A 21,207-nucleotide genomic window follows, 5' to 3' on the forward strand; every position below is an offset into this window, starting at 1 on the left:
CTACTGCGCCGGATAGGGAAGGCGAGGATAGATGATGTCTGAGGCCGGGCCCGGTGGCTGGTTGGGCCCGACCTTGCCGCAAGCGGCGAGCGCCAGGAGACCGGCGAGCAGCAGCAGACGCATGGTCATGCCGCGGCCTCCTTCTCCAGGACGTCCCGCCAGCGGGCGGCCTGGGCCGCGACATTCTCCGGCGCGGTGCCGCCATAGCTGCGGCGGGACGCGACGGACGCCGCGACGGTCAGCACGGAGTAGACGTCTTCCGTGATACCAGGCTCGACGGACTGCATGGTGGCCAGATCGAGATCGGCGAGGTCAACCTCCCGGCTCTCGGCAAGGGCCACCAGCTTGCCGGTGACATGGTGAGCCTGGCGGAAGGGCAGTTTCAGCGCCCGCACCAGCCAGTCCGCGAGGTCGGTCGCGGTCGCGAACCCCTGGCCGGCGGCGGCAGCCATCCGGCCGAGTTCCGGCATGAGGTCCCGCACCATCCCTTCGGTCGCGGCCAGCGACAGCGCCAGCGCATCCGCCGCCTCGAAGACCGGCTCCTTGTCCTCTTGCATGTCCTTGCAATAGGCAAGCGGCAAGCCCTTCATCACGGTGAGCAGGGCGATGAGGGAGCCAGCGATGCGCCCGGTCTTGGCGCGCACCAGCTCCGCCGCGTCCGGATTGCGCTTCTGCGGCATGATGGAACTGCCGGTGGTGAAGGCATCCGACAAGCGGACGAAGCGGAAGGGCGCGCTGCACCAGATGACGATCTCTTCCGCGAAGCGCGAGAGATGCGTCGCACAGATCGCCGCCGCCGAGAGGAATTCGAGCGCAAAATCGCGGTCGGACACCGAATCGAGGGAATTGGCAGTCGGCCGGTCGAAGCCCAGCGCCGCCGCCGTCATGTGCCGGTCGATCGGGAAGGAAGTGCCGGCGAGTGCTGCCGCACCCAGCGGGCACTCGTTCAGCCGGGCGCGGCAATCGGCGAGGCGCGCACGGTCCCGCCCCAGCATCTCGACATAGGCCATGAGGTGATGGCCGAAGGTCACCGGCTGGGCCGTCTGCAGATGGGTGAAGCCGGGCATGGGGTCGGCCGCATGTTCGGCGGCACGCTCCACCAAGGCGCGCATGGTGGCGGTGATCTGGGCCGAGAGGCCGTCGATCGCATCGCGCACCCAGAGCTTGAAATCCGTCGCCACCTGGTCGTTGCGGCTGCGCCCGGTGTGCAGGCGGCGTCCGGCATCGCCGATGCGATCGGTCAGCCGCGCCTCGATGTTCATGTGGATGTCTTCGAGAGCGGTCTCGAAGGGGAACCGGCCCGCGGCGATCTCGCCTCCGATGGCTTCCAGCCCCTCGGCGATGGCCGCTTCGTCTGCCGGGGTGAGGACGCCTGCGTGTACGAGCATGGCCGCATGGGCGCGAGATCCCGCGATGTCCTGCCGCCACATCCGCTGGTCGAAGCCGATCGAGGCGTTGATGTCGCTCATGATCTGCGCGGGGCCGCCCGCGAAACGGCCGCCCCATTGCACATTGGCGCCGGAGGCGCTTGTTTCGCCGGAATGAGAGAGGGTGGCCGGCGGGGGCTGGCTGGTATCGGTCAAGGAGCTGATCCTAATGAACACATCATCGTCGCGCCGGCCCCTCTCGCGCCGCGGAGCCCTCATCGCGGCGGCGAACCTAGCCGCGGGCGTCGCGGTGGGCAATCTGGGCCTTCCGTCAGCCCGAGCGCAGTCTCTGCCGGGGCTCGACGGGCTGGAGACCTTCCCTACCGGAACCCGCCTTCCCGCCATCCGATTTTACAAGCCGGACCAGCAGGCGCTGACGCTTGCCCATTACCGCGGCAAGGGCGTGGTCCTCAACCTCTGGGCCACTTGGTGCGGCCCCTGTGCGGCCGAGTTGCCGACGCTGGACGCGCTCGCCGCCGCGGTGCGGGCGGACGACATCGTGGTTCTGCCCGTCTCCTCCGATGCCGGCGGCGCGGCGACCGTGCGGGCCTTCTACGACCGCCAAGGCATCGACCATCTGCCCGTGCTGCTCGACCCGCAGGGCGCGATCGTGCAGGCCTGGAGCGTCCCGGGCATTCCCTTGACCGTGGTCTTCGACCGCAGCGGCCAGCCCCGCGCGCGGCTGATCGGCGGCGCCGACTGGGGCACGGAGGCGGCCGCGGCCAAGGTGCGGGCCCTCTGCGGGCCGGGGCTCGACGTGAAGCCGACCGTCACCCTCTGAGGATCATTCGACGTAGATCATCTTGCGGGTCATGCCGCCGTCGACGACGAATTCGGCACCCGTGACGAAGCCGCTCTCGGGGCTGAGCAGCCAGGCGGCGAGGCTTGCCACGTCCTCCGGCCGGCCGACCCGGCCCGCCGGATGCTGGGCGTGATCCTCTGGCGAGCGTGCTGCCCCTTGCGTGTCGATCCAGCCGGGGCTGATGCAGTTCACCCGGATGGCGGGGCCGAGGCTGATAGCCAACGCGTGGGTCAGGGCGAGCAGACCGCCCTTGGAGGCGGAATAGCTCTCCGTGTCGGGTTCCGACTGATGGGCGCGGGTGGAGGCGATGGTGAGGATGGCACCGCGAGCCTGCCGCAGCAGCGGGGCCGCCGCCCGCGCGAGCAGGAAGGTGCTGGTCAGATTGGTGGTGAGCACGGCGGTCCATTCCGCGAGGCTCAGGGTCTCGAGCGGCTTGCGGATCATGAAGCCGGCATTGCAGACGAGCGCATCCAGCCGCCCCTCCTCCGCGCTGATCCCCGCGAGAAGAGCCGTCACCGCAGCCTCCTCCCCGACATCGGCGTTGACAAAACGGTGAGGTGCGGGCGTGCTCTGCACGGCCGGTGGCGCGCGATCGGCCACCACCACGCGCCATCCGGCCGAGGCCAGATGATCGGCGATCCCCCGGCCAATGCCGCGGCTTCCGCCGGTGACGAGGGCAACCTTGCGTTCTTCCGTCATGCCTTGTCCCCTTTTCCCGCCGCAGCCAACGTCAAGGTCCGGCCACGGCCCGGTGAGCCCAAGCCCGCCTCTTTTTTGTTGCGCCGCAACAGATATGCTTAATACTTCCCAAATCTTAACTAACCAAACCTTCCGGGACGGCTAGTCTGCCGCCCCGTTCACACGTCGTTCAGGCTTTCGCCCGAGCCGACAATGCCGGAGTCTTCATGTCCGACACCGCCCAGATTGCCCCGCTGAAAGTGGCGAACGAAGCCTTCCTCGTCGCCAGCATGATTGAGCGCTGCCCCAAGACCATGATGATCCGCGAACTCGTCGTGAACGGTTTGGAGGCTGCGGCGCATGCGCCTGCCGGGGAGCGCCGCGTGCTCATCGATTCGCGCCGCCACGAGGGCGGCCGCAAGCTGCGCATCTGGAACACCGGCCCGGGCCTGACCGCGGCCGAGCTGCTTCAGATCACCGACCTCGCCTCCTCGCTGCGCAAGCAGAACGCGCTCGACCAGAATTTCGGCATGGGCGCCAAGGTCGCCTCCCTGCCCTCCAACAAGCACGGCCTGCGCTACCGTTCCTGCGTCGCGGGACGGGTGAGCGAAGTCGTCATGGGCTATCGCGACGGCACCTATGGTCGCCTGCGCATCGGGCCGGAGCGGGCCGAGGTGGTGGACGCAACGGAGGCCTGCCGCAGCGAAGGCGGCTACGACCTCTCTCAGGATTGGACCGAGGTTCTCCTCTGCGGCAACAGCCCGGACCAGGACACGGTCACGGCACCCTATGGCCCCAGCCTGAGGGTCGAGCCGGACTGGCTCGGCGACTATCTGGAGAACCGCTTCTTCCGCCTCTCACAGGATGTGAGCCTAACGCTCGCGCCGGAGATTTGGGGCGGTTCTGGCCCCCGCGCCATGGTCGGCCTGGATGACCGGCGCGCCGATTTCGGCCGCACCGAGACGCGCACGACGCCAAGCGGCGTGAAGATCCACTACTATTACGATCCGGCCCGCGGCGAGAGTACGAAATCCGCGGCAGGCGCACTGGGCCGAGGCGGCGCGCGCGCCGCCATCGTCTTCCGCAACGAGATGTACGACGTGCGCTCCGGCGATGCCTGGACGCAGGAAGCGCCGAATTTCGCGATCCCCTTCGGCGCCAAATACATCTCGGTCTTCGTCGAATTGCCGGATGACTATCTCGTCTGGCCGGAAGCCTACCGCCAGTTCCTGCGCTTCCGCAGCCATGACCAGCGGCAGGTCCATGTCGGCGAGTTCAGCGCCCTGGTGCGCACCTACATGCCGGCCTGGCTCGCCGAGATCATCCGCAGCCTCGGCCCAACCCAGGCGAATTATCTCGACGAGATCAGCGACGAGCTTAAGGAGTTGCTGGCCGCCCTCGGCGTCGAGGCGCAACGGCCGCCGAGCGAGCCGCCCGGTCTGCCGCAGAAGCCGAAGCCGGTCGAAGACCGCACGCGGGACCAAAAGGACGCAGAGGACAGGCCCAAGGCGGATACGGAAAAGACGCCGCCCAAGCCCAAGCCGCCAACCTACGAGAAACCGCCGGAGATCATCGGCCTGCGCACCCCCGAGCAGGTGCGCGAGCGCGCGCTGGAAGGCCGCGCTGCCAAGTTCTACCCGGCCTCGCATCAGATCTTCCTAAACCTCACCTATCCGGCCGTGGCCGACATGGCCGCGGCGCTGGTTTTGTCCCAGCAAGAGGGTGACGGGGATGCCGACGAGGTGACGCGCCGGATCGCCAGCGAGATCGCCGAGTGGGCCTTGACGAAACGCGTGTCCCGCGCCGTCGTCTTCAGCATGGCGAAGAAGAAGCTCGGATGGAGGACGGAAGAGGTGGTGCGGGCGCAATCTCCCGAAAGCCTCAGCCTCGCGGCCGACGACTGGCTCGGCCTGATGGACGTGGCCCAGACCCGGATGGCGGAGGCTTTGTCGGCCTACCGTCCTATCCGGTCGGCTGCCTGAGGCAAAGCGTAGCTTCCCCGACTTCGACCCGAAGAGATGGATTGACTGATGAGCGACCTGTCTGGCGCGACCGCGGATCCCACCAACCCCGGCGCAACCTTGCGCGCGGTCAGCGAAGCCCTGCGGTCGGGTGATACGGCGACAGCCGAACGCCTTCTCGGCTGGGCGCTGGACTTCAATCCGGACCATGCCAGCCTGCTGCGGCGCATGAGCGAGGTGCGGCTGCTCCAGGGCGACCGGACCGGTGCGATGGAGTGGGCACAGCAGGCCGTCGCCGCCGCCCCTGGGGAGGCCGACCCTTATGCGCACCTCGCCCGTTTGCTGCGTGAAGAGGGCCGCTGGGACGAAGCGGAAGAGATGCTGGAGCACAGCGTCGAGCTGAAGCCGGACCATCCGGCCTATCTGCGCCAACTCGCCGACCTCAAGCAGCATCTGGGCAAAGGCGAAGAGGCGCTTCCGCTTGCGGAAAAAACCGTCCTGCTGGCGCCAGGCGAGGTGTCGCCGCTGCATTTTCTGGCGGGTCTGCAAGAGCGGCATGCCGATTTCACGGGCGCGGAAGCCTCGCTCCGCACCGCGATCGACCACGCGCCGGAACAGCCGTTGGCGCTCCGTCGCATGAGCCTGTTCCTGCTCGGGCGGGGTGATCTCGAGGGGGCAGCTCTCTGGGCGGAACGCGCGGTTGAGGCGGATCCGGGCGATGCGCCGAGTTATGAAGTGCTCGCTCAGGTCGCGACCGCCGCCGGCAATCCCGATGCTGCGCGAGCCGCGCTGGAAAAAGCGGCCCGCCTGCAGGGGCCGGGCGGCAATGCCGCACGGCAGCTCAGCCGACTGATGCTGGAACAGGGAGACGTTCAGGCGGCACTCGCCTGGGCCGAAGCACCCGACGCGAGCGCGGCAAATGCCCATTTGGATGGGCACCGCGCCTTCCTGCATCAGCGCCAGGGAAACCTCCACACGGCGGCCGAGGTTCTGACCGAGGCGCTGGAGCGTGCCCGCACGCCGCGTGAACAAGCCATGCTGCTGCGCCGGCTCAGCGAGATCGCACGCGACCAGCGAGACCAGGACGCCGCGCGGAGCTGGGCGGAACGCGCGGTCGAGACGGATCCCTTCGATGCGATGAATCACCATCACCTCGCCGGCCTCCACCATGCGGCAGGCGATTTGGAGGCCGCTCGGGCGGCGCAGAGCCGCGCCGTGGCGCTGGCACCCGCCTTCGGCCCCTACCTGCGGCGGCAGAGCGACCTTGCTCTGGCCGCAGGCGCCGTCGAGGAAGCTCATGCCTGGATCGAACGGGCCGTCCGCAGCCACCCGTCCGATGCCCAGAACTATGCGCATCAGGCGAGACTGCTGCAGCAGCAGGGGAAGCTCGAGGAGGCCGACGCCGCGCTCTCCCGTGCCGTCAGCCTCGCGCCGCGCGATGCCGGCCTTCTGCGGCAGGCAAGCAACCTCAAGGCGCGCCTCGGCGAATGGACGGAAGCACAGGCTCTTGCCGAAGCGGGGATCGCGCTGCGTCCGGCGGATGTCGGCGGCTACCTGCACCTCGCGACGCTGCACCAGCAGCGCGGCGATTGGGACGGTGCGACCAACGCGCTGCTGCTGGCCGTGGAACGCGCCCCGCAGGACGTGGGGCTTCTGCGCCGGCTTGCCGATCTCGCGTTGCGCCGTGGCGAACAGCGTGAAGCCCTTGCCTGGCTGAAGCGTGCACTCGAAGCCGATCCGCGGGACCCGCGCACCTACGACCAGCTAGCGACTCTGGAACTCGCGCGCGGGGATAGCGCCGCGGCGGAAGCTTCCCTCACCCATGCCACGGAGTTTGCCGGAAGCAATCCCGCCTTCCATCGCAGGCTCAGCGACGTGCTGATGCGGCGCGGCGACCGCCAGGGCGCCTTCTATTGGGCCAACCGTATGGTGGAAGAGTTTCCGGCTTCACCCGCGGGCGCCCAGCAACTGGGCAATCTGCATTTCGGGGCCGGTGAACTGGATGAGGCCGAGGCTGCCTTCCGCCAAGCGCTGCAGCTGGCCGAGGGCACGCCAGCCACAACTGCCTTGATGCAGCGCCTTGCTGAAATCGCGAACCGTCGCGGTGACGTCGGCGGCGCCTTCGGCTGGGCCCAGCGCGCCCTTGCCGCGGCCCCCAAAGATCCCGGCGCCTTCAACTATCTCGCAGCCTTGCACGTCACCTATGGCAATCTTCCTGCCGCGCGGACGACGGCGGAACAGGGGCTGGCCGTTGCGCCCTCCGACGTGGGTTTGCTGCGTCGGCTCTCGGACGTCGCCGTGCGCAGCGGGGACATGAGCGCGGCCCTGGCCTGGGCGAAACGGGCGACCGCCGTCAATCCGGCCGACCCCAACAATCATTTCCAGGAGTCCACGGTGCTTCTGGCGGCCGGGGACATGACGGCGGCAGCCGATGCGGCAGCGCGGGCGCTGAAGCTCGATCCGTCCAACGCCCTGCTCGCGAAGCGACTTGCCTATCTGGAGGCGATGACCGGCGGCAGCTCGGCCGCCGCCTGAACGAAAAAGCCCCGGCGCGCCACAATGGCGGCCGGGGCTGATCGTGGAGGCGAAACGCCGCCGCCCTCAGTCGGCGGCGGATTTCCCCGCGAGGCTGCGCTTCGCCGCAGGTGCCGCCGCTTCCTCGGCGAGCTGCGCCCGGGTGTCGTGCAATTCCTTTTGCAGCCGGGCGAGTTCCCCGCGCAGCACCGCCACTTCGCGTTCGAGATCGGGGTGGCGGGCATCCGTCGGCTCCGCCGCCTGTTCCGCCTGCACTTCGGTGCCGCGGTAGAAGGGGCTGAACATCGACATCGCCCGCTCGATCATCGCCATGTTCTGGCGGCCCATCTGCTCGATGTCGAAGGGAAAGAGATTGCCCACCGTCTGCTGCATGGCCTGGCGCACCTGCTGCTGCTGATGGGCGAAATTCGCCATCGACTGCTCGAGGTAGCGCGGCACCACGGTCTGCATGCTGTCGCCGTAGAAGCCGATCAGGCTGCGCAGGAAGGTCGTCGGCAGCAGGGCGCTGCCCTTGCTTTCCTCTTCGACGATGATCTGCGTCAGCACGCTGCGTGTGATGTCTTCGCCCGTCTTCGCGTCATAGACGACGAAATCCCGCCCGTCCCGCACCATCGCAGCCAGATTGTCGAGGGTGATGTAGCTGGAGCTCTCTGTATTGTAGAGCCGGCGATTGGCGTATTTCTTGACCACGACGGGTGGCTTGGAAGCGTTGTCCGGACCACCGGCAGGCATTGCAGCTTGCGACATCTTGCACCTCTGATGGGCGTGTCTTGGAACCGTAGCATGAAGCCTTCGGCGCCGCGATAGCACCATTTGCAGTGCATCATAGACCTTCGGCCTACCTGCGGGCAGGACTTGGCGACGCGGCTGAGCTATGAAGGCGGCATGGATGACGGTGACGACAGCGCGGCCCAGGACGACCGCCCCGCCAACCCGGGCGGCCCAGGGCCCGCACCGGGATCGGAGGAGGATTTCCGGGCCCTGGCCGAGGATTGGATCGCCATATGGCAGAGCGAAATCACCGCCTATCTGATGGACCCGGAGACACAGGCGCAATGGGCGGCGCTCACCGCGCTCTGGGCCGAAGCCGCGCAGGCCATGCTACGCGGCATGCCCGGCGGATTCGGCAGCAGCCGTGAGCGCCGTTCCACCCCTGCGACACGGCCTGCCGCCCGGCCCGATGCTGCGCCGGGGGCCGCGCCCGCTCCTCCTGCACCTGACCCTCGCGATGATGAGGTCCGCCGTCTCGAGCAGCGTGTGGCCGAGTTGGAGCGCCGCCTGGCCGGGCGCGACGGGCCAAGCGACTCCGGACGGCCGCGCGGCGCTGCGGGCGCAGATCGCCGCGCGCGTGGCCCAGGGCGGCGCCGAAGCTGAGGCGCGCTTCGCCGAAGCGGTGCTGAGCGAGGCTTGGGCGCAGGACCGCGCCTTCCTCGCCGGGATCGCAGCCTATCGGCGCCATCCCTATGTCCGCCGACAGGAGGAACCGCCCGTGCTCTGGGCGGAAGGTGGCAGCCGCCTTCTGGACTATGCGCCAACGGCCGCCCGCGCGCCCATCGTCCTCACCGTGCCGAGCCTGATCAACCGCGCCTATATCCTCGACCTGAAGCCCGAGAGTTCGCTGATGCGCTTTTTGGCGGCTCAGGGTCTGCGCCCTCTGCTGCTCGACTGGGGCGAGCCGGGTGCCGCCGAACGCCGCTTCACCCTCACCGACTACATCGCAGGCCGTCTCGAACGTGCCATCGCTGCGGTGGGCGCGCCTGTCATCCTCGTGGGCTATTGCATGGGCGGGCTGCTGGCGCTGGCTGCCGCCCTCCGCCATCCCGGCTCCATCCGTGGCCTCGTCCTGCTCGCCACGCCCTGGGATTTCCACGCGCCTGATCCAGAGCGGGCACAGGCCGTGGCGGCCATCCTGCCGGCGCTGGAGACGGCGATGGCGCCCACGGGCCTGCTCGCGACCGATCTCATCCAGATGCTCTTCGCCTGCCTCGCGCCCTACGAGACGCCCGTGAAATATCGCCATTTTGCCAAGCTCGCGCCCGAGGGGGCGGCGGCCGCGCTTTTCGTGGCGCTCGAAGATTGGCTGAACGACGGCGTGCCGCTCGCAGCCCCCGTGGCGCGCGCCTGCCTCGGCGAATGGTATGGCGAGAACACGCCCGCGCGGGGCGAGTGGGCGATCGCGGGCGCCCCTGTCGACCCACGCCACCTCACCTGCCCGAGCTTCGCGGCGATCCCGAACCGCGATCGCATCGTGCCACCGGACTCCGCGCTCGCGCTTGCCACCCAACTGCCCGGCGGGCAGGTGCATCGCCCTGCCGCCGGCCATATCGGCATGGCTGCGGGCAGACGCGCAGAAAGCGAATTGTGGCGTCCGCTGGCGGCCTGGTGCCTCGGCCTTTGACGCGCGTCAGCCTTTGGTTTCGCCTATGGCGCGAGCGGAGCCGAGCAGCCTAGATTACGGGCGGTCGGACCAACCATCAGACATAAGAGAGGGACCGCACCGGGTCCCGAGGAGCACCGCCATGGACGACATCGTCATCGTCTCCGCCGCCCGCACCCCGGTCGGCAGCTTCAACGGCGCCTTCGCGTCCGTGCCCGCCCATCAGCTTGGCGAGGTTGCGATCAGGGCCGCCTTGGAGCGCGCACAGCTTTCTCCGGAAGAGATCGACGAAGTCATCCTCGGCCAGGTGCTGACCGCGGCCCAAGGCCAGAACCCGGCGCGCCAGGCTGCCATTCTCGCGGGCATTCCCGAAGGCCGCACCGCCTTCGGCATCAATCAGGTCTGCGGATCGGGCCTCCGCGCCGTGGCGCTCGCCGCCCAGCAGGTGATGACGGGCCAGAGCAACATCGTGCTCGCCGGCGGCCAGGAAAGCATGACGCTGTCGCCCCATGCCGCCTATCTGCGCGCGGGCACCAAGATGGGCGATCTCGGTCTGGTCGACACCATGATCAAGGACGGCCTGTGGGACGCCTTCAACGGCTACCACATGGGCGTGACGGCCGAGAACGTCGCGCGGGAGTTCCAGATCACTCGCGCGCAGCAGGATGAATTCGCGGCCCAGTCGCAGAACAAGGCATCGGCCGCGCAGAAGGCTGGCCGTTTCAAGGACGAGATCGCCCCGGTCACGGTGAAGAGCCGCAAGGGCGACGTCGTCGTCTCGGATGACGAGTACATCCGTCACGACGCCTCCCTCGAAACCATGGCCAAGCTCCGCCCAGCCTTCAACAAGGAGGGCACGGTGACGGCGGGTAATGCTTCCGGCCTGAACGATGGCGCGGCCGCGCTCGTCGTCATGTCCGCGCAAGAAGCGGCGAAGCGCGGGCTCACCCCGCTCGCCCGCATCGCGAGCTTCGCGACCGCCGGCGTTGACCCGAAGGTGATGGGCACCGGGCCGATCCCGTCCTCGCAGAAGGCGCTGGCGCGCGCCGGCTGGAAGGCGGCCGATCTCGATCTCGTGGAGGCGAACGAAGCCTTCGCCGCCCAGGCCTGTGCCGTGAACAAGGAGATGGGCTGGGATACCGCGAAGGTGAACGTGAATGGCGGCGCCATCGCCATCGGCCATCCCATCGGGGCCTCCGGCGCCCGCGTGCTGACGACGCTTCTGTTCGAAATGCAGAAGCGCGACGCGAAGAAGGGCCTGGCCACCCTCTGCATCGGCGGCGGCATGGGCGTCGCCATGTGCGTGGAGCGCTGAAGCAGTCCTGACGACCGGCGGCGGCCATCGCCGCCGGACTTCTGCCCTGCATGCCGAGCGTTTGCACGGCTTTCGGCCCAGGCTTACGGTTCCGCGCCGTTTTTTGACAACGAGGTGTTGATCCGTGAGCCTGACCGCCGAACGACTGGACCGCGTGAGCCCCAGCCAGACCATCGCCATCTCCTCCAAGGCGCGGGCCTTGAAGGCGGCCGGCCGGGACATCATCAGCCTGTCCGCCGGTGAGCCCGATTTCGACACCCCGGACAACGTCAAAGCCGCAGCGATTAAGGCGATCCAGGCCGGCGACACGAAATACACCGACGTTTCCGGCACGCCCGCGCTCAAGCAGGCGGTCATCGCCAAGTTCAAGCGGGACAGCGGCCTCGACTATGCCGCGAACGAAGTCATGGTCTCGACCGGCGGCAAGCAGGTGATCTTCAACGCCATGCTCGCGACGCTCGACGCCGGGGACGAAGTGGTGATCCCCGCGCCGTGCTGGGTGAGCTACCCGGACATCGTGGCGCTCGCCGACGGCAAGCCGGTGATCGTGCCCTGCGGCCCGAACAGCGGTTTCAAGCTGCAGCCCGCCGATCTCGAAGCCGCCATCACGCCGAAGACCAAGTGGCTGATCCTCAACAGCCCGAGCAACCCGACGGGTGCGGCCTATTCGGCGGCGGAACTCAAGGCTCTGGCCGAGGTGCTGCTGCGCCACCCGAACGTCTGGGTGCTGACGGACGACATCTACGAAAAGCTGGTCTACGACGATTTCGAGTTTGCAACCATCGCGCAGGTCGAACCGAAGCTGCGTGACCGGACGCTGACCATGAATGGCTGCTCCAAGGCCTATGCCATGACCGGCTGGCGCATCGGCTTCGCCGGCGGCCCCGCCCCGCTGATCAAGGCGCTCGACAAGCTGCAGAGCCAGTCGACCTCCAACACCTCCTCCATCAGCCAGGCGGCGGCGGTGGAAGCGCTCAACGGTCCGCAGGACTTCCTGAAGGACTGGACGGCGACCTATCGCGCCCGGCGCAATCTCGTCGTCGAGATGCTGAACCAGGCCGAAGGCATCCATTGCCTGACGCCGGAAGGCGCCTTCTACGTCTTCCCGTCCGTCGCCGGTTGCATCGGCAAGACCAGCCGCAGCGGCGTCGCAATCACGGATGACGAAGCTTTCGTGACCGCGCTGCTGGAGGAGGAGGGCGTTGCCGCCGTCCATGGTGCCGCCTTCATGTATCCGGGCCATTTCCGTATTTCTTACGCGACCGATACGGACTCTCTGAAGAAGGCCTGCGAGCGCATCCAGCATTTCTGCGCCGGGCTGAAGTAACCACCTCGATCGGGTACCGGCCGAGGGGCCGGCCCTGTCACCGTTTCCAATACGGTGATCGCGCAAGGAAGCCGCTCCGTTGGGCAAAACCGTCCGGGCCGAAGGGCGCCGCCGCACCCTGTTGATCTATCTCGTCGCCGGTGTGCTCACCTGGCCCGTCGTGACCCTCATGCTGTATTGGGGGGATCGCCTGACCAATGCCATGCCGGGTGTCGCGGAAGGCACCGATGCCATCGGCTTCTGGGCCGCCGGTGGCTATGCGCTGTTGGTCTCCGTCCTCATCCTGGTCGCCGGCTGGCTGCAATCGACCTTCCGCTCCTGACCGTTCGTTTCTTCCTGCAAGGGACCCCTGCGTGATGCCCGCCCTCTCCGCCCGCCTCGGCCGCGCCGAGACCGCCGCCGCCGTCATGATGTCCACGCGGGCGCGGGAGATGCGGGCCGCGGGCCACCCGGTCATCTCGCTCGCCATCGGTGAGCCGGATTTCGCGACGCCGGAGGTCGCCATTGAGGCCGCCGCCCGCGCCGCACGGGACGGGCTCACCAAGTATCCGCCGGTGGATGGCCTGCCGGTGCTGAAGGCCGCCATCCAGCGGAAATTCGCGCGCGACCAGAAGATCGACTTCGCGCTGAACGAGATCATGGTTTCGAACGGCGGCAAGCAGGCGATCTTCAATGCCTTCGCCGCCACCGTGGATGAGGGGGACGCGGTGGTGATCCCCGCGCCCTACTGGTCCTCCTATGCGTTGACGGCGCAATTCCTCGGCGGTGTCGCGGTGCCCGTCTCCTGCCCCGCCAATAACGGCTTCCACCTGCGGCCCGAGGATCTGGAGGCCGCCATCACCCCGCGCACCAAATGGGTGGTGCTCAACGCGCCGAACAACCCGACGGGTGCTGCCTATTCGGCCGAGCAGCTGCGAGCGCTGGCCGCGGTGCTGGAGCGGCATCCGCATGTCTGGATCTTCTCGGACGAAATCTACGAGCATCTGCGTTACGACGGCGCAGGCTCCGTCAGCCTCGCCGCGGTTGCCCCAGAGTTGCGCGACCGCACGGTTGTCATGTCCGGCGTCTCCAAGACCTACGCCATGACGGGCTGGCGCATCGGCTTCTCCGGCGGGCCGGCCAACTTGATCCGCGCCATGACCACGGTGCAGAGCCATGCGACGGCCGGCATTTCGACTGTCGGCCAGGCGGCGGCGGCGGCCGTACTCGATGCCGAACAAGGCATGGTGGCGGAGATGGTCGCGGCCTATCACCGCCGGCGTGACGCGGTGGTGGCAGCGCTGCGCCAGGCGCCGGGCCTCACCTGTGCGGTGCCCGAGGGCGCCTTCTACGTCTTCCCATCGGTCGCCGGCTGCCTTGGCCGAACCACGCCGGGCGGTCACCTGCTGGAGACGGACCGGGATTTCTGCCTCGCGCTGTTGGAGGAGGCCTTCGTCGCGACCGTCCATGGCGCGGCCTTCGGCATGAGCCCGCACATGCGCATCTCCTACGCAACCGACGACGCCTCCTTGGCCGAGGCGTGTCAGCGCATCATCCGCTTCTGCGAGGGCTTGCGCTGACGCAGCCCCGCCGTCTCTGCATTTTCGCTGGCCAAGCGACAGCCATCCCCGTTTGATCGGGGCGCGGCCGATCCGGCTCCGCCCCGATTCGACACAGGGACATCGCCATGAGGCTGCCTGCGCTCGCCCTTCTGCCGCTCGCCGCCTGGATGATGGTGTGTCTCGCTCTCCCCGGAGCCGCCAGGGCCGCGGGCCCCAGCCTGCGCGTCGCGGCGCTCGCCAATCCGCCTTTCGTGGTGCAGGGATCGGATGGCCTAAGCGGCCTCAGCATCGCCGCCTTCGACGTCATCGCCGCCCGCCAGGGCTGGACGGTGCATTATGTTCTCGAACCCAATCTCGATGCCCTGACCACCGCGATCATCACCCATCAGGCCGATATCGGCATCGGCGGCATCACGCCGACACCCGAGCTGAGCCTGATCGTCGATTTCAGTGACGCCAACCAGGTGGTGCCGCTTGCCCTCGCCGTCCGTCGCGAAGGTGCCGTCTCGCGCCGCCTGCACGTCATCGAAAACGCGCTCTCGCTTCTCTTCAGCAGCGAGATGCTCATCCTTCTGCTGCTCGGCCTCGTTGCCTCGCTGATGGCGGGCTTCATCATCCGGCGGATCGAACAGCGGCGCAACGGCCAGATGTTCCCGCCGGTTTTCCGCCACAACGCCTGGTGGGCGGCGCAGACGCTGATTGCCCACAACTGCGGCGCCAAGCTGCCCGAGACCGAACGCGGGCGGTATCTCGCGATCGTGTTGATGCTGGGCGGCACCGTCTTCACGGCAGAAATCACCGCCGTCCTCACCACCGGCCTCGCCGCCTCCATCCGCGCGACGGCGCCCATCACCAGCATCGGTGACGTCGGCACCCGCCCGATCGCGACGGTCCGGGAGTCCTATGCCAAGACCTGGCTGCAGCAGAATCTCGTCAATGTGCGCAGCTTTCCGACGGCCGCCGCCGCGGTCGCAGCCCTGGAAGATGGAACGGTCGCCGGTGTCGCCTACGACCAGCTCGCCCTGAACCAGGCGCTGCGTGCACCGCAGGCCGCCGGTCTCATGCTGGTCGGCGACAGTTTCGGCAGCCACCCGCACGCCTTCATGCTGCCGAAACGCAGCCCCTACCGGGATGCGTTGAACGAGAGCCTCACCGCCCTCCTGCCGACGCCGGAATGGCAAGCCCTGATCCAGACCTGGCTGGGCCGGCCGTAGGCCGGGGGAGGCGCAGGCCTTGCGTGAAGCGCGGGCAGGATCAGCCGTCACGGCGGCTTGATCCCGCCCGAATATTTCCGCAACCTTACGATCAGCGTCATGCAGCAAGGACAGAACAATGACCACCTGCGACCGTTCGCGGCCGTTTGGGCTGTCTCGGCACGGCGCTTCCCGGCACGCCCAGGCGCGACCGGCACAAAGACGAGCGGGCCGCAACGCGCCCTTCTGCACGGGAGAGTAGGATGGATTTCAGTCAGCTTCACGCCATCAGCGACATCTGCCTCCTGGTCCAGGATCTGGACCGCTCGGTCGCGTTCTACACGGAGAAGCTGGGCTTCACTGTGACCCGAAGGGTGGAAGGGTTCGCCTCCTTCGACAGCCGCGGGGTCAGTCTCGTAGTGTGGGAGACGGGGCATGTTCCGGACGAGCCGCGCCCGACCCTGCTAGGCCCGCGTGAAGCCGGCCATCGGGCCTGCCTCTCCGTCAAGCTTCCGTCGCCCGCGGCCGTGGACGAGATGCACGAGACGCTGGTCGCGCGCGGCATCGCGGTGCGGCGGGCACCGGCCGATTACCCCTGGGGGGCGCGCTGCTGCTACTTCGCCGATCCCGACGACTATCTCTGGGAAGTCTATGCCGATCTCTGAAAAGCCCCGCCTCACTCCTCCGTCTTGAAAGGCGATAGGGCCGCAAGCTCGTCCATGTGCTGCAGGATGGCCGGGCGCTCCTCGTCGAGAAACTGGGCGATCGCCCGGCGCAGGCCCGGATGCCTGATCCAGTGGCACGAGAAGGTGGGCTGGGGCAGGTAGCCGCGCTGGATCTTGTGTTCGCCCTGCGCGCCCGCCTCGACCCGCGCCAAGCCTTCGCCGATCGCAAAATCGATCGCCTGATAGTAGCAGAGTTCGAAGTGCAGGAAGGGCCAGTCACCGTTGCAGCCCCAGTTGCGCCCATAGAGCGTGTCGGTGCCCACGAGGTTGAGCGCACCTGCGACCGGCGTCGTGCCGTCGAAGGCCATCATCAGCACCACGCGGTCACCCAGGCGCTCTCCCAACATCGGGAAGAAGCGCCGCGTAAGATAGGCGCTGCCCCATTTCCGGTCGACGGTCGACTGGTAGAAGCGAAAGAAGGCATCCCAATGGGCGCGGGTGATGTCGCCGCCACGGAGGGCGCGGAAGGTGAGGCCCGACCCCTGGGCATCCCGCCGCTCGCGCTTGATGGATTTGCGCTTGCGCGACGCCATGGCGCCCAGGAAATCGTCGAAACTGCCGTAGCCCGCATTGCTCCAATGAAACTGCGTGCCGAGGCGCGGAAGCCAGCCGGCAGCAGCCAGCGCCGCCCATTCCTCTTCCTGGCAGAAGGTGACGTGGACGGAGGAGAGATCGAGTTCCTCGCACGCCTGCACGAGCGCCTGCCCCAGCGCCGCCACGGGCACCGCGGAGCCAGGGCGGCGCAGCAGCCGAGGCCCCGGCACCGGGCTGAAGGGCACCGCCGCCTGAAGCTTCGGGTAATAGCTGCCGCCCGCCCGCTCGAAGGCATTGGCCCAGCCGTGATCGAAAACGTATTCGCCGTAGGAATGGGATTTGGCGTAGAGTGGCACGATGCCCTCGATTCCACCGGCGCCGTTCCGCAGCACAGCGTGCTGGGGGAGCCAACCCGTTCGGCTGCCGGCCGAGCCGCTATCCTCGATCGCACTCAGAAAGGCGTGGCTCACGAAGGGATTGTCGGTGCCGGCGCAGGCGTCCCACTCCCTGGCCTCGATCTCATGGATCGAGGGGTAGAGGCTGAGCGTCAGACTGTCACCGTCGGGCATGGGGCCAAGATAGTGCGCTGCGGCAAAATTTGCACCGCCGACGGTGGTGATCAGACCTCGATCAAACCGAGGCGCCTGTCGATGCGGTCGAGGCGCGTCTCGATCCTGTCGGCGCGCAGTGAGAAATTAGCGTAATGGCCCATCTCGCTGGCGGCCAGATTGCTTACGGCGATTTCGAGCAATGTCAGCCGGCGGCCTTGATCAGCCTGCATCTCCAAGACGCGATCCAGCTTCTCGTCGAGACGGCGCATATAGGCCAGAAGAAGATTATCCGGTGCATCGCTCATGGCGGCCTCCTGGCCGGATTATGCCTGAGAGATGGTATGGAAATCACGAAAGAAAAGGCGGCCCCAGGGTGCCCCGGCGCCGCCTCCATCCATCCCGAGAGCCGCGACCGCCTCAGGCGATGGCGAAAAGCCCCTCGACCTCGACGGCGGCGCCCAGCGGCAGGGCCGCAACGCCAAACGTAGAGCGGGCATGGCGGCCGACATCGCCGAAGACCTCGACGGCGAGATCGGAAGCGCCGTTCATCACGGCCGCCTGGTTGGTGAAGTCGGGCGCGGAGGCGATGAAGCCGCCGAGGCGCAGCACGCCTGTCACGCGGTCCAGATTGCCGTCACAGGCAACACGCAACTGCGCCATCAGGTTGATGAAGCAGAGCCGCGCGGCGAAGCGGCCGGTATCCACGTCCACCTCTGCGCCGAGCTTGCCGAGGGCGAAGATCTTGCCGTCCTGCAGCGGCAACTGGCCGGAAATCGTCACCAGCCCGTTATGCACCGTGAAGGGAAGATAGTTGGCGACCGGTGCGGCAGGTGTCGGCAAAACGATGCCGAGGGCCGAGAGACGCTCGTCGATGCGGCTCATGAGGGGCTTCCGGGCTCGGGAGAGAAGAGCGCTTCTTTGCCCGGCTTATCCTTCCACTCGTCGGCATCGGCCGGAGCCGTGCCCTTACGGGTGATGTTCGGCCAGGTCTGGGAGAAAGTGCGGTTCCGCTCGGCCCAGGCGCTGGCCCGATCGTCACTGTCCGGAAAGATCGCCTCGGCCGGGCATTCCGGCTCGCAGACGCCGCAATCGATGCATTCGTCCGGATTGATCACCAGCATGTTCTCACCGACGTAGAAGCAGTCCACCGGACAGACCTCGACGCAGTCCATGTATTTGCAGCGAATGCAGTTTTCGGTGACCACGTAGGTCATTCAACGCTCCTGGAGATGGTCCGCGGGATCAGCGCTCCGGCGCTCCCCCGCGATCCAGCGGAAGGGCGGGAGACGCATCCCCGCGAGTGCCGGAGTCCGGCGCTTCATGCAGGCTCCCGTATGCCGTCGCACTTTCGTTCGTGCAAGGCCCGTCCCCCGGAAACGGCGCAGGCCCGCGTCCCGGCTCCAGCACCTCTTCGTAGAGCAGGCGCGCTTCCGGTGCGGGCCCGCGCCGCTGGGCCAAAGCCAGAACGCGCCACACCCGAACCTCGCCGCGCAGCGCCATGGTCAGCACGTCGCCCACCCGCAGCTTGGCGTGAGGCTTCAGCGTCGGCTGGCGGTTGAGCCGGAGCCCGCCCTCCTCCACCAGCCGCGCACAATCGGACCGCGCGCGAGCGACGCGGGCGCACCACAGCCACATGTCAAGCCGCTGGAAGCTGTCCTCCCCGGCACCGCCCGGCTTGCCGCCACGCCCGCTCATCGCCGCCGCCCGGAACCCGTCGGGCGGAACTGCGCGAGGGTCGCGAAGGGGCTGTCGGGCCGCGGCGGCTCGGGGCGCCGCTCGGTCTCGGCCCGGCCGCGCGCCCGTCCGGGGCTGAGCGGCGTGATCATCGGCGGCGCCGGCGGACCGTATTCGCCATGGGCGAAGCTTGCCGCGGGAATGAGGCGGAAGCCGAGGGAGCGCAGCACGACGGGCAAAGCCTCCGCCTTCACCGACAGGCGTGAGGCGAGCCCGCGGGGCAGCGGCATGCGGCCGCCTTGCGACCGCGCCTCGCTCCGCAACTCCCGCGCCAGCTTCTCCGCGACGTCGAGGCGGAGCAGGACCGGCCCAGCCGGTACCCAGCCGAGGGCTTCGGCGAAGCCCGCCGGCCAGGCTTGGCCCGCGGGAATGGCGGTCAGGCTCGGCGCGGGCAAAGCCGGCGTCGGAACCCCGTGAAGCAGCGCGAGCAAGGCCGCGCGCAAGGCCATCGGCCGCGGCTTCATCAAGGGCGGCAGGAACCAGGCGAGGCCGCCGCCCGAGAGCCGGACGGCGCCATGCACCGGACGATCTTCGGCCTCGGCACGGGCCACGCCCAGGCCCTCACCCAGACGATGCAGCAGCCCGCGCGCTTCCGGCCGCGCGCGGCCGGCTTCCAGCGCCAGGAAGAGCGGCGCGAAGGTCTCGGCGATCTCGGCGTCGATGAAGGCCTGACAGCGGCGACGCACGCGCTCCCGCAACGGCCCGTCGAGGAAATCGCTCGCGATCACCTCGACCATTGGGCGCAGCAGCGAATGGCCGGGGCGCAGCTTCGCGACCTCTTGGCCCTGCCAGACCAGCCGGTGCCGCTCCGTCCGCGTGATCTCGGCATCGGGGGCGGCCTCGAACTGGCCGACGCGGCGCGGCATCTCCTCCCCCAGCGCCCGGCGGGCGGCGCGCATCACCATGCGCCGCTCCTCGCCCACCGCCGCCGGATCGGGCAGGAAGGAGAAGGCCGCGACATGGCCCACGGAATGGCCTTCCACCACCACCTCGCCACGGCCGGTGACGGCGGAGAGCAGTTCCTGCCCCTCCTTCTCCTCCAGCCGGCGCATCAGCAGCGCGGCGCGGCGATCGACGAAGCGCTGCATGAGCTTCTCGTGCAGGCTGTCGGAGATCATGTCCTCCACCGCCCGCGCCCGGCCCTGCCAATGGGCGGCATCCCGCACCCAGTCGTCGCGCGCAACGATGTAGGACCACACGCGCACGCCCGAGAGACGCTGCATCAGCGTGTCGATATCGCCTTCCACCCGGGCGAGACGATCGATCTGCCCGCCGATCCAGTCGACCGGCAGATGGCCCTGCTCGGCCACGTGGCGAAAGACGCGGGCGCAAAGGGCGGCGTGGCTGTCATCGGCGATCTTGCGGAAATCGGGAATCTGGCAGCAGTCCCAGAGCAGGCGAAGCCGCCGGCGCCCCTGGGCGCGGGCCCGCACCTCCACGTCCCGCGCGAGCGTCATCAGCGTCTCGAGATCAGAGGCATCGTTGCCGCGCACGAGGCCGCGCCGCGGCGGTGGCGCCAGCAGGCTGGCCAGCAGCCCGTCGATGGAGGCGAAGTCCAGCTCGCTGTTGCGCCAGCAGATTTGCTCGATGGCGTCGAAATCATGCGTTTCGACGGCTCGTACCATCTCCTCCGGCAGGGCCGGGCATTCCCCGGTGCTGCCAAAAGTGCCATCCCGCATGCCGCGCCCGGCGCGGCCGGCGATCTGCGCGGCCTCCGGCGCCGTCAGACGCCGCAGCTTGTGGCCGTCGAACTTCGAGATGCCGGCGAAAGCCACATGATCGACATCCATGTTGAGGCCCATGCCGATGGCATCCGTCGCCACCAGGAAATCGACCTCCTTCTCTTGGTAGAGAGCGACCTGGGCATTGCGCGTGCGCGGGCTCAACCGGCCCATCACCACCGCGCAGCCGCCCCGACGCCGGCGGATCATCTCGGCAATGGCGTAGACTTCGGCCGCGGAGAAGGCGACGACGGCCGAGCGCGGCGGCAAGCGGGTGAGCTTCGCAGGCCCGGCATGATGCAACTGGGAGAGGCGCGGCCGCGTCTCGATCACCGCATCGGGCACCAGGCGCTGGATCAGCGGGCGGATCGTCTCCGCCCCCATGAACATGGTCTCCACCATGCCCCGCGCCCGCAACAGCCGGTCGGTGAAGATGTGGCCACGGTCGGGATCGGCGCAGAGCTGGATCTCGTCGACCGCGACGAACTCGACATGGCGGTCGAGCGGCATCGCTTCCACCGTGCAGGCGAACCACCGCGCCTCGGGTGGGATGATCTTCTCCTCGCCGGTGATGAGGCCGACGAACCGTTCACCCTTGCGGGCGACCATGCGGTCGTAATTCTCACGCGCCAGAAGCCGCAGGGGAAAGCCGATGATTCCGGAGGAATGCGCCAGCAGACGCTCAAGGGCGAGATGAGTCTTGCCCGTATTGGTCGGTCCGAGGACCGCTTTCACGCGCGGTGAGAATCCGTGCATGGGTTGAGCTTCCGCGCTTCCCCCCACATT

General features: G+C 68.3%; 20 protein-coding genes. 10 read left to right on the forward strand and 10 right to left on the reverse strand.

Annotation, left to right across the window (positions count from 1 at the left end; genetic code table 11):
* A complete protein-coding gene (locus ACYQ6W_RS16325; protein ID WP_459676791.1) occupies nucleotides 1–129 on the reverse strand; it encodes an LPS translocon maturation chaperone LptM in 129 nt (42 codons plus the stop codon).
* A complete protein-coding gene (gene argH / locus ACYQ6W_RS16330; RefSeq protein WP_459676871.1) occupies nucleotides 126–1,511 on the reverse strand; it encodes an argininosuccinate lyase in 1,386 nt (461 codons plus the stop codon). Before argH ends, ACYQ6W_RS16325 begins: the two co-directional genes overlap by 4 nt.
* Before the next feature lie 85 nt (nucleotides 1,512–1,596).
* Between argH and ACYQ6W_RS16335 the strand changes: the two genes are divergently transcribed.
* A complete protein-coding gene (locus ACYQ6W_RS16335; RefSeq protein WP_459676792.1) occupies nucleotides 1,597–2,208 on the forward strand; it encodes a TlpA family protein disulfide reductase in 612 nt (203 codons plus the stop codon).
* A gap of 3 nt (nucleotides 2,209–2,211) precedes the next feature.
* Here ACYQ6W_RS16335 and ACYQ6W_RS16340 read toward each other — a convergent pair whose 3' ends face one another.
* On the reverse strand, nucleotides 2,212–2,928 hold the full coding sequence (locus ACYQ6W_RS16340; protein ID WP_459676793.1) for an SDR family oxidoreductase: 717 nt from the start codon (nucleotides 2,926–2,928) through the stop codon (nucleotides 2,212–2,214).
* Nucleotides 2,929–3,134: 206 nt separating this feature from the next.
* Here ACYQ6W_RS16340 and ACYQ6W_RS16345 point away from each other — a divergent pair, with 206 nt between their 5' ends.
* Both ACYQ6W_RS16345 and ACYQ6W_RS16350 read left to right on the forward strand, forming a co-directional pair.
* On the forward strand, nucleotides 3,135–4,889 hold the full coding sequence (locus ACYQ6W_RS16345) for an ATP-binding protein (protein ID WP_459676794.1): 1,755 nt from the start codon (nucleotides 3,135–3,137) through the stop codon (nucleotides 4,887–4,889).
* A gap of 48 nt (nucleotides 4,890–4,937) precedes the next feature.
* The gene (locus tag ACYQ6W_RS16350) at nucleotides 4,938–7,403 is read left to right on the forward strand and encodes a tetratricopeptide repeat protein (protein WP_459676795.1); all 2,466 of its coding nucleotides are present in this window, start codon (nucleotides 4,938–4,940) and stop codon (nucleotides 7,401–7,403) included.
* Nucleotides 7,404–7,469: 66 nt separating this feature from the next.
* Here the strand turns inward: ACYQ6W_RS16350 and phaR are convergent, their stop codons facing one another.
* Complete coding sequence (gene phaR, locus ACYQ6W_RS16355; protein WP_459676796.1) at nucleotides 7,470–8,150, reverse strand: polyhydroxyalkanoate synthesis repressor PhaR; 681 nt, start codon at nucleotides 8,148–8,150, stop codon at nucleotides 7,470–7,472.
* Between the two features lie 388 nt (nucleotides 8,151–8,538).
* Between phaR and ACYQ6W_RS16360 the strand changes: the two genes are divergently transcribed.
* The 7 genes from ACYQ6W_RS16360 to ACYQ6W_RS16390 all read left to right on the forward strand — a co-directional run bounded on the left by ACYQ6W_RS16360 (nucleotide 8,539) and on the right by ACYQ6W_RS16390 (nucleotide 15,821).
* On the forward strand, nucleotides 8,539–9,801 hold the full coding sequence (locus ACYQ6W_RS16360) for an alpha/beta fold hydrolase (protein ID WP_459676797.1): 1,263 nt from the start codon (nucleotides 8,539–8,541) through the stop codon (nucleotides 9,799–9,801).
* Nucleotides 9,802–9,922: 121 nt separating this feature from the next.
* Nucleotides 9,923–11,095, forward strand: coding sequence for an acetyl-CoA C-acetyltransferase (locus ACYQ6W_RS16365; RefSeq protein ID WP_459676798.1), 1,173 nt, complete (start codon nucleotides 9,923–9,925; stop codon nucleotides 11,093–11,095).
* 124 nt (nucleotides 11,096–11,219) lie between these two features.
* The gene (locus ACYQ6W_RS16370) at nucleotides 11,220–12,422 is read left to right on the forward strand and encodes a pyridoxal phosphate-dependent aminotransferase (protein ID WP_459676799.1); all 1,203 of its coding nucleotides are present in this window, start codon (nucleotides 11,220–11,222) and stop codon (nucleotides 12,420–12,422) included.
* Between the two features lie 79 nt (nucleotides 12,423–12,501).
* Nucleotides 12,502–12,744 (forward strand): hypothetical protein, encoded by a 243-nt coding sequence (locus ACYQ6W_RS16375; RefSeq protein WP_459676800.1) that lies wholly within the window; start codon nucleotides 12,502–12,504, stop codon nucleotides 12,742–12,744.
* 31 nt (nucleotides 12,745–12,775) lie between these two features.
* Nucleotides 12,776–13,981, forward strand: coding sequence for a pyridoxal phosphate-dependent aminotransferase (locus ACYQ6W_RS16380; protein ID WP_459676801.1), 1,206 nt, complete (start codon nucleotides 12,776–12,778; stop codon nucleotides 13,979–13,981).
* 107 nt (nucleotides 13,982–14,088) lie between these two features.
* Nucleotides 14,089–15,177 (forward strand): substrate-binding periplasmic protein, encoded by a 1,089-nt coding sequence (locus ACYQ6W_RS16385; protein ID WP_459676803.1) that lies wholly within the window; start codon nucleotides 14,089–14,091, stop codon nucleotides 15,175–15,177.
* 242 nt (nucleotides 15,178–15,419) lie between these two features.
* Complete coding sequence (locus ACYQ6W_RS16390; RefSeq protein WP_459676804.1) at nucleotides 15,420–15,821, forward strand: VOC family protein; 402 nt, start codon at nucleotides 15,420–15,422, stop codon at nucleotides 15,819–15,821.
* A gap of 11 nt (nucleotides 15,822–15,832) precedes the next feature.
* On the opposite strand, the gene ACYQ6W_RS16395 is transcribed toward ACYQ6W_RS16390, so the two are convergent.
* From ACYQ6W_RS16395 to ACYQ6W_RS16420, 6 genes are all read right to left on the reverse strand, one after another.
* Nucleotides 15,833–16,984, reverse strand: coding sequence for a GNAT family N-acetyltransferase (locus ACYQ6W_RS16395; RefSeq protein WP_459676805.1), 1,152 nt, complete (start codon nucleotides 16,982–16,984; stop codon nucleotides 15,833–15,835).
* A 50-nt stretch (nucleotides 16,985–17,034) separates the two neighbouring features.
* On the reverse strand, nucleotides 17,035–17,271 hold the full coding sequence (locus ACYQ6W_RS16400; protein WP_459676807.1) for a hypothetical protein: 237 nt from the start codon (nucleotides 17,269–17,271) through the stop codon (nucleotides 17,035–17,037).
* 112 nt (nucleotides 17,272–17,383) lie between these two features.
* A complete protein-coding gene (locus ACYQ6W_RS16405; RefSeq protein ID WP_459676808.1) occupies nucleotides 17,384–17,848 on the reverse strand; it encodes a RidA family protein in 465 nt (154 codons plus the stop codon).
* Complete coding sequence (gene fdxA / locus ACYQ6W_RS16410) at nucleotides 17,845–18,180, reverse strand: ferredoxin FdxA (protein WP_459676809.1); 336 nt, start codon at nucleotides 18,178–18,180, stop codon at nucleotides 17,845–17,847. The genes ACYQ6W_RS16405 and fdxA overlap by 4 nt, the downstream gene beginning before the upstream one ends.
* 28 nt (nucleotides 18,181–18,208) lie before the next feature.
* Nucleotides 18,209–18,661 carry an RNA-binding S4 domain-containing protein gene (locus ACYQ6W_RS16415; protein ID WP_459676810.1) on the reverse strand — a complete coding sequence of 151 codons (453 nt, stop codon included), beginning with the start codon at nucleotides 18,659–18,661 and terminating at the stop codon, nucleotides 18,209–18,211.
* The gene (locus ACYQ6W_RS16420; protein WP_459676811.1) at nucleotides 18,658–21,177 is read right to left on the reverse strand and encodes a helicase-related protein; all 2,520 of its coding nucleotides are present in this window, start codon (nucleotides 21,175–21,177) and stop codon (nucleotides 18,658–18,660) included. The genes ACYQ6W_RS16415 and ACYQ6W_RS16420 overlap by 4 nt, the downstream gene beginning before the upstream one ends.
* Nucleotides 21,178–21,207 lie beyond the last annotated feature (30 nt).

The organism is Acidisoma sp. 7E03, from assembly GCF_054665075.1.

Coding starts and splice junctions, on each gene's coding strand:
- ACYQ6W_RS16390 (WP_459676804.1), top strand. CDS start 15,420: ATGGATTTCAGTCAGCTTCACGCCATCAGCGACATCTGCCTCCTGGTC.
- ACYQ6W_RS16335 (WP_459676792.1), top strand. CDS start 1,597: ATGAACACATCATCGTCGCGCCGGCCCCTCTCGCGCCGCGGAGCCCTC.
- ACYQ6W_RS16385 (WP_459676803.1), top strand. CDS start 14,089: ATGAGGCTGCCTGCGCTCGCCCTTCTGCCGCTCGCCGCCTGGATGATG.
- ACYQ6W_RS16405 (WP_459676808.1), bottom strand. CDS start 17,848: ATGAGCCGCATCGACGAGCGTCTCTCGGCCCTCGGCATCGTTTTGCCG.
- ACYQ6W_RS16420 (WP_459676811.1), bottom strand. CDS start 21,177: ATGCACGGATTCTCACCGCGCGTGAAAGCGGTCCTCGGACCGACCAAT.
- phaR (WP_459676796.1), bottom strand. CDS start 8,150: ATGTCGCAAGCTGCAATGCCTGCCGGTGGTCCGGACAACGCTTCCAAG.
- fdxA (WP_459676809.1), bottom strand. CDS start 18,180: ATGACCTACGTGGTCACCGAAAACTGCATTCGCTGCAAATACATGGAC.
- ACYQ6W_RS16415 (WP_459676810.1), bottom strand. CDS start 18,661: ATGAGCGGGCGTGGCGGCAAGCCGGGCGGTGCCGGGGAGGACAGCTTC.
- ACYQ6W_RS16365 (WP_459676798.1), top strand. CDS start 9,923: ATGGACGACATCGTCATCGTCTCCGCCGCCCGCACCCCGGTCGGCAGC.
- ACYQ6W_RS16345 (WP_459676794.1), top strand. CDS start 3,135: ATGTCCGACACCGCCCAGATTGCCCCGCTGAAAGTGGCGAACGAAGCC.
- ACYQ6W_RS16340 (WP_459676793.1), bottom strand. CDS start 2,928: ATGACGGAAGAACGCAAGGTTGCCCTCGTCACCGGCGGAAGCCGCGGC.
- ACYQ6W_RS16395 (WP_459676805.1), bottom strand. CDS start 16,984: ATGCCCGACGGTGACAGTCTGACGCTCAGCCTCTACCCCTCGATCCAT.
- ACYQ6W_RS16350 (WP_459676795.1), top strand. CDS start 4,938: ATGAGCGACCTGTCTGGCGCGACCGCGGATCCCACCAACCCCGGCGCA.
- ACYQ6W_RS16325 (WP_459676791.1), bottom strand. CDS start 129: ATGACCATGCGTCTGCTGCTGCTCGCCGGTCTCCTGGCGCTCGCCGCT.
- ACYQ6W_RS16400 (WP_459676807.1), bottom strand. CDS start 17,271: ATGAGCGATGCACCGGATAATCTTCTTCTGGCCTATATGCGCCGTCTC.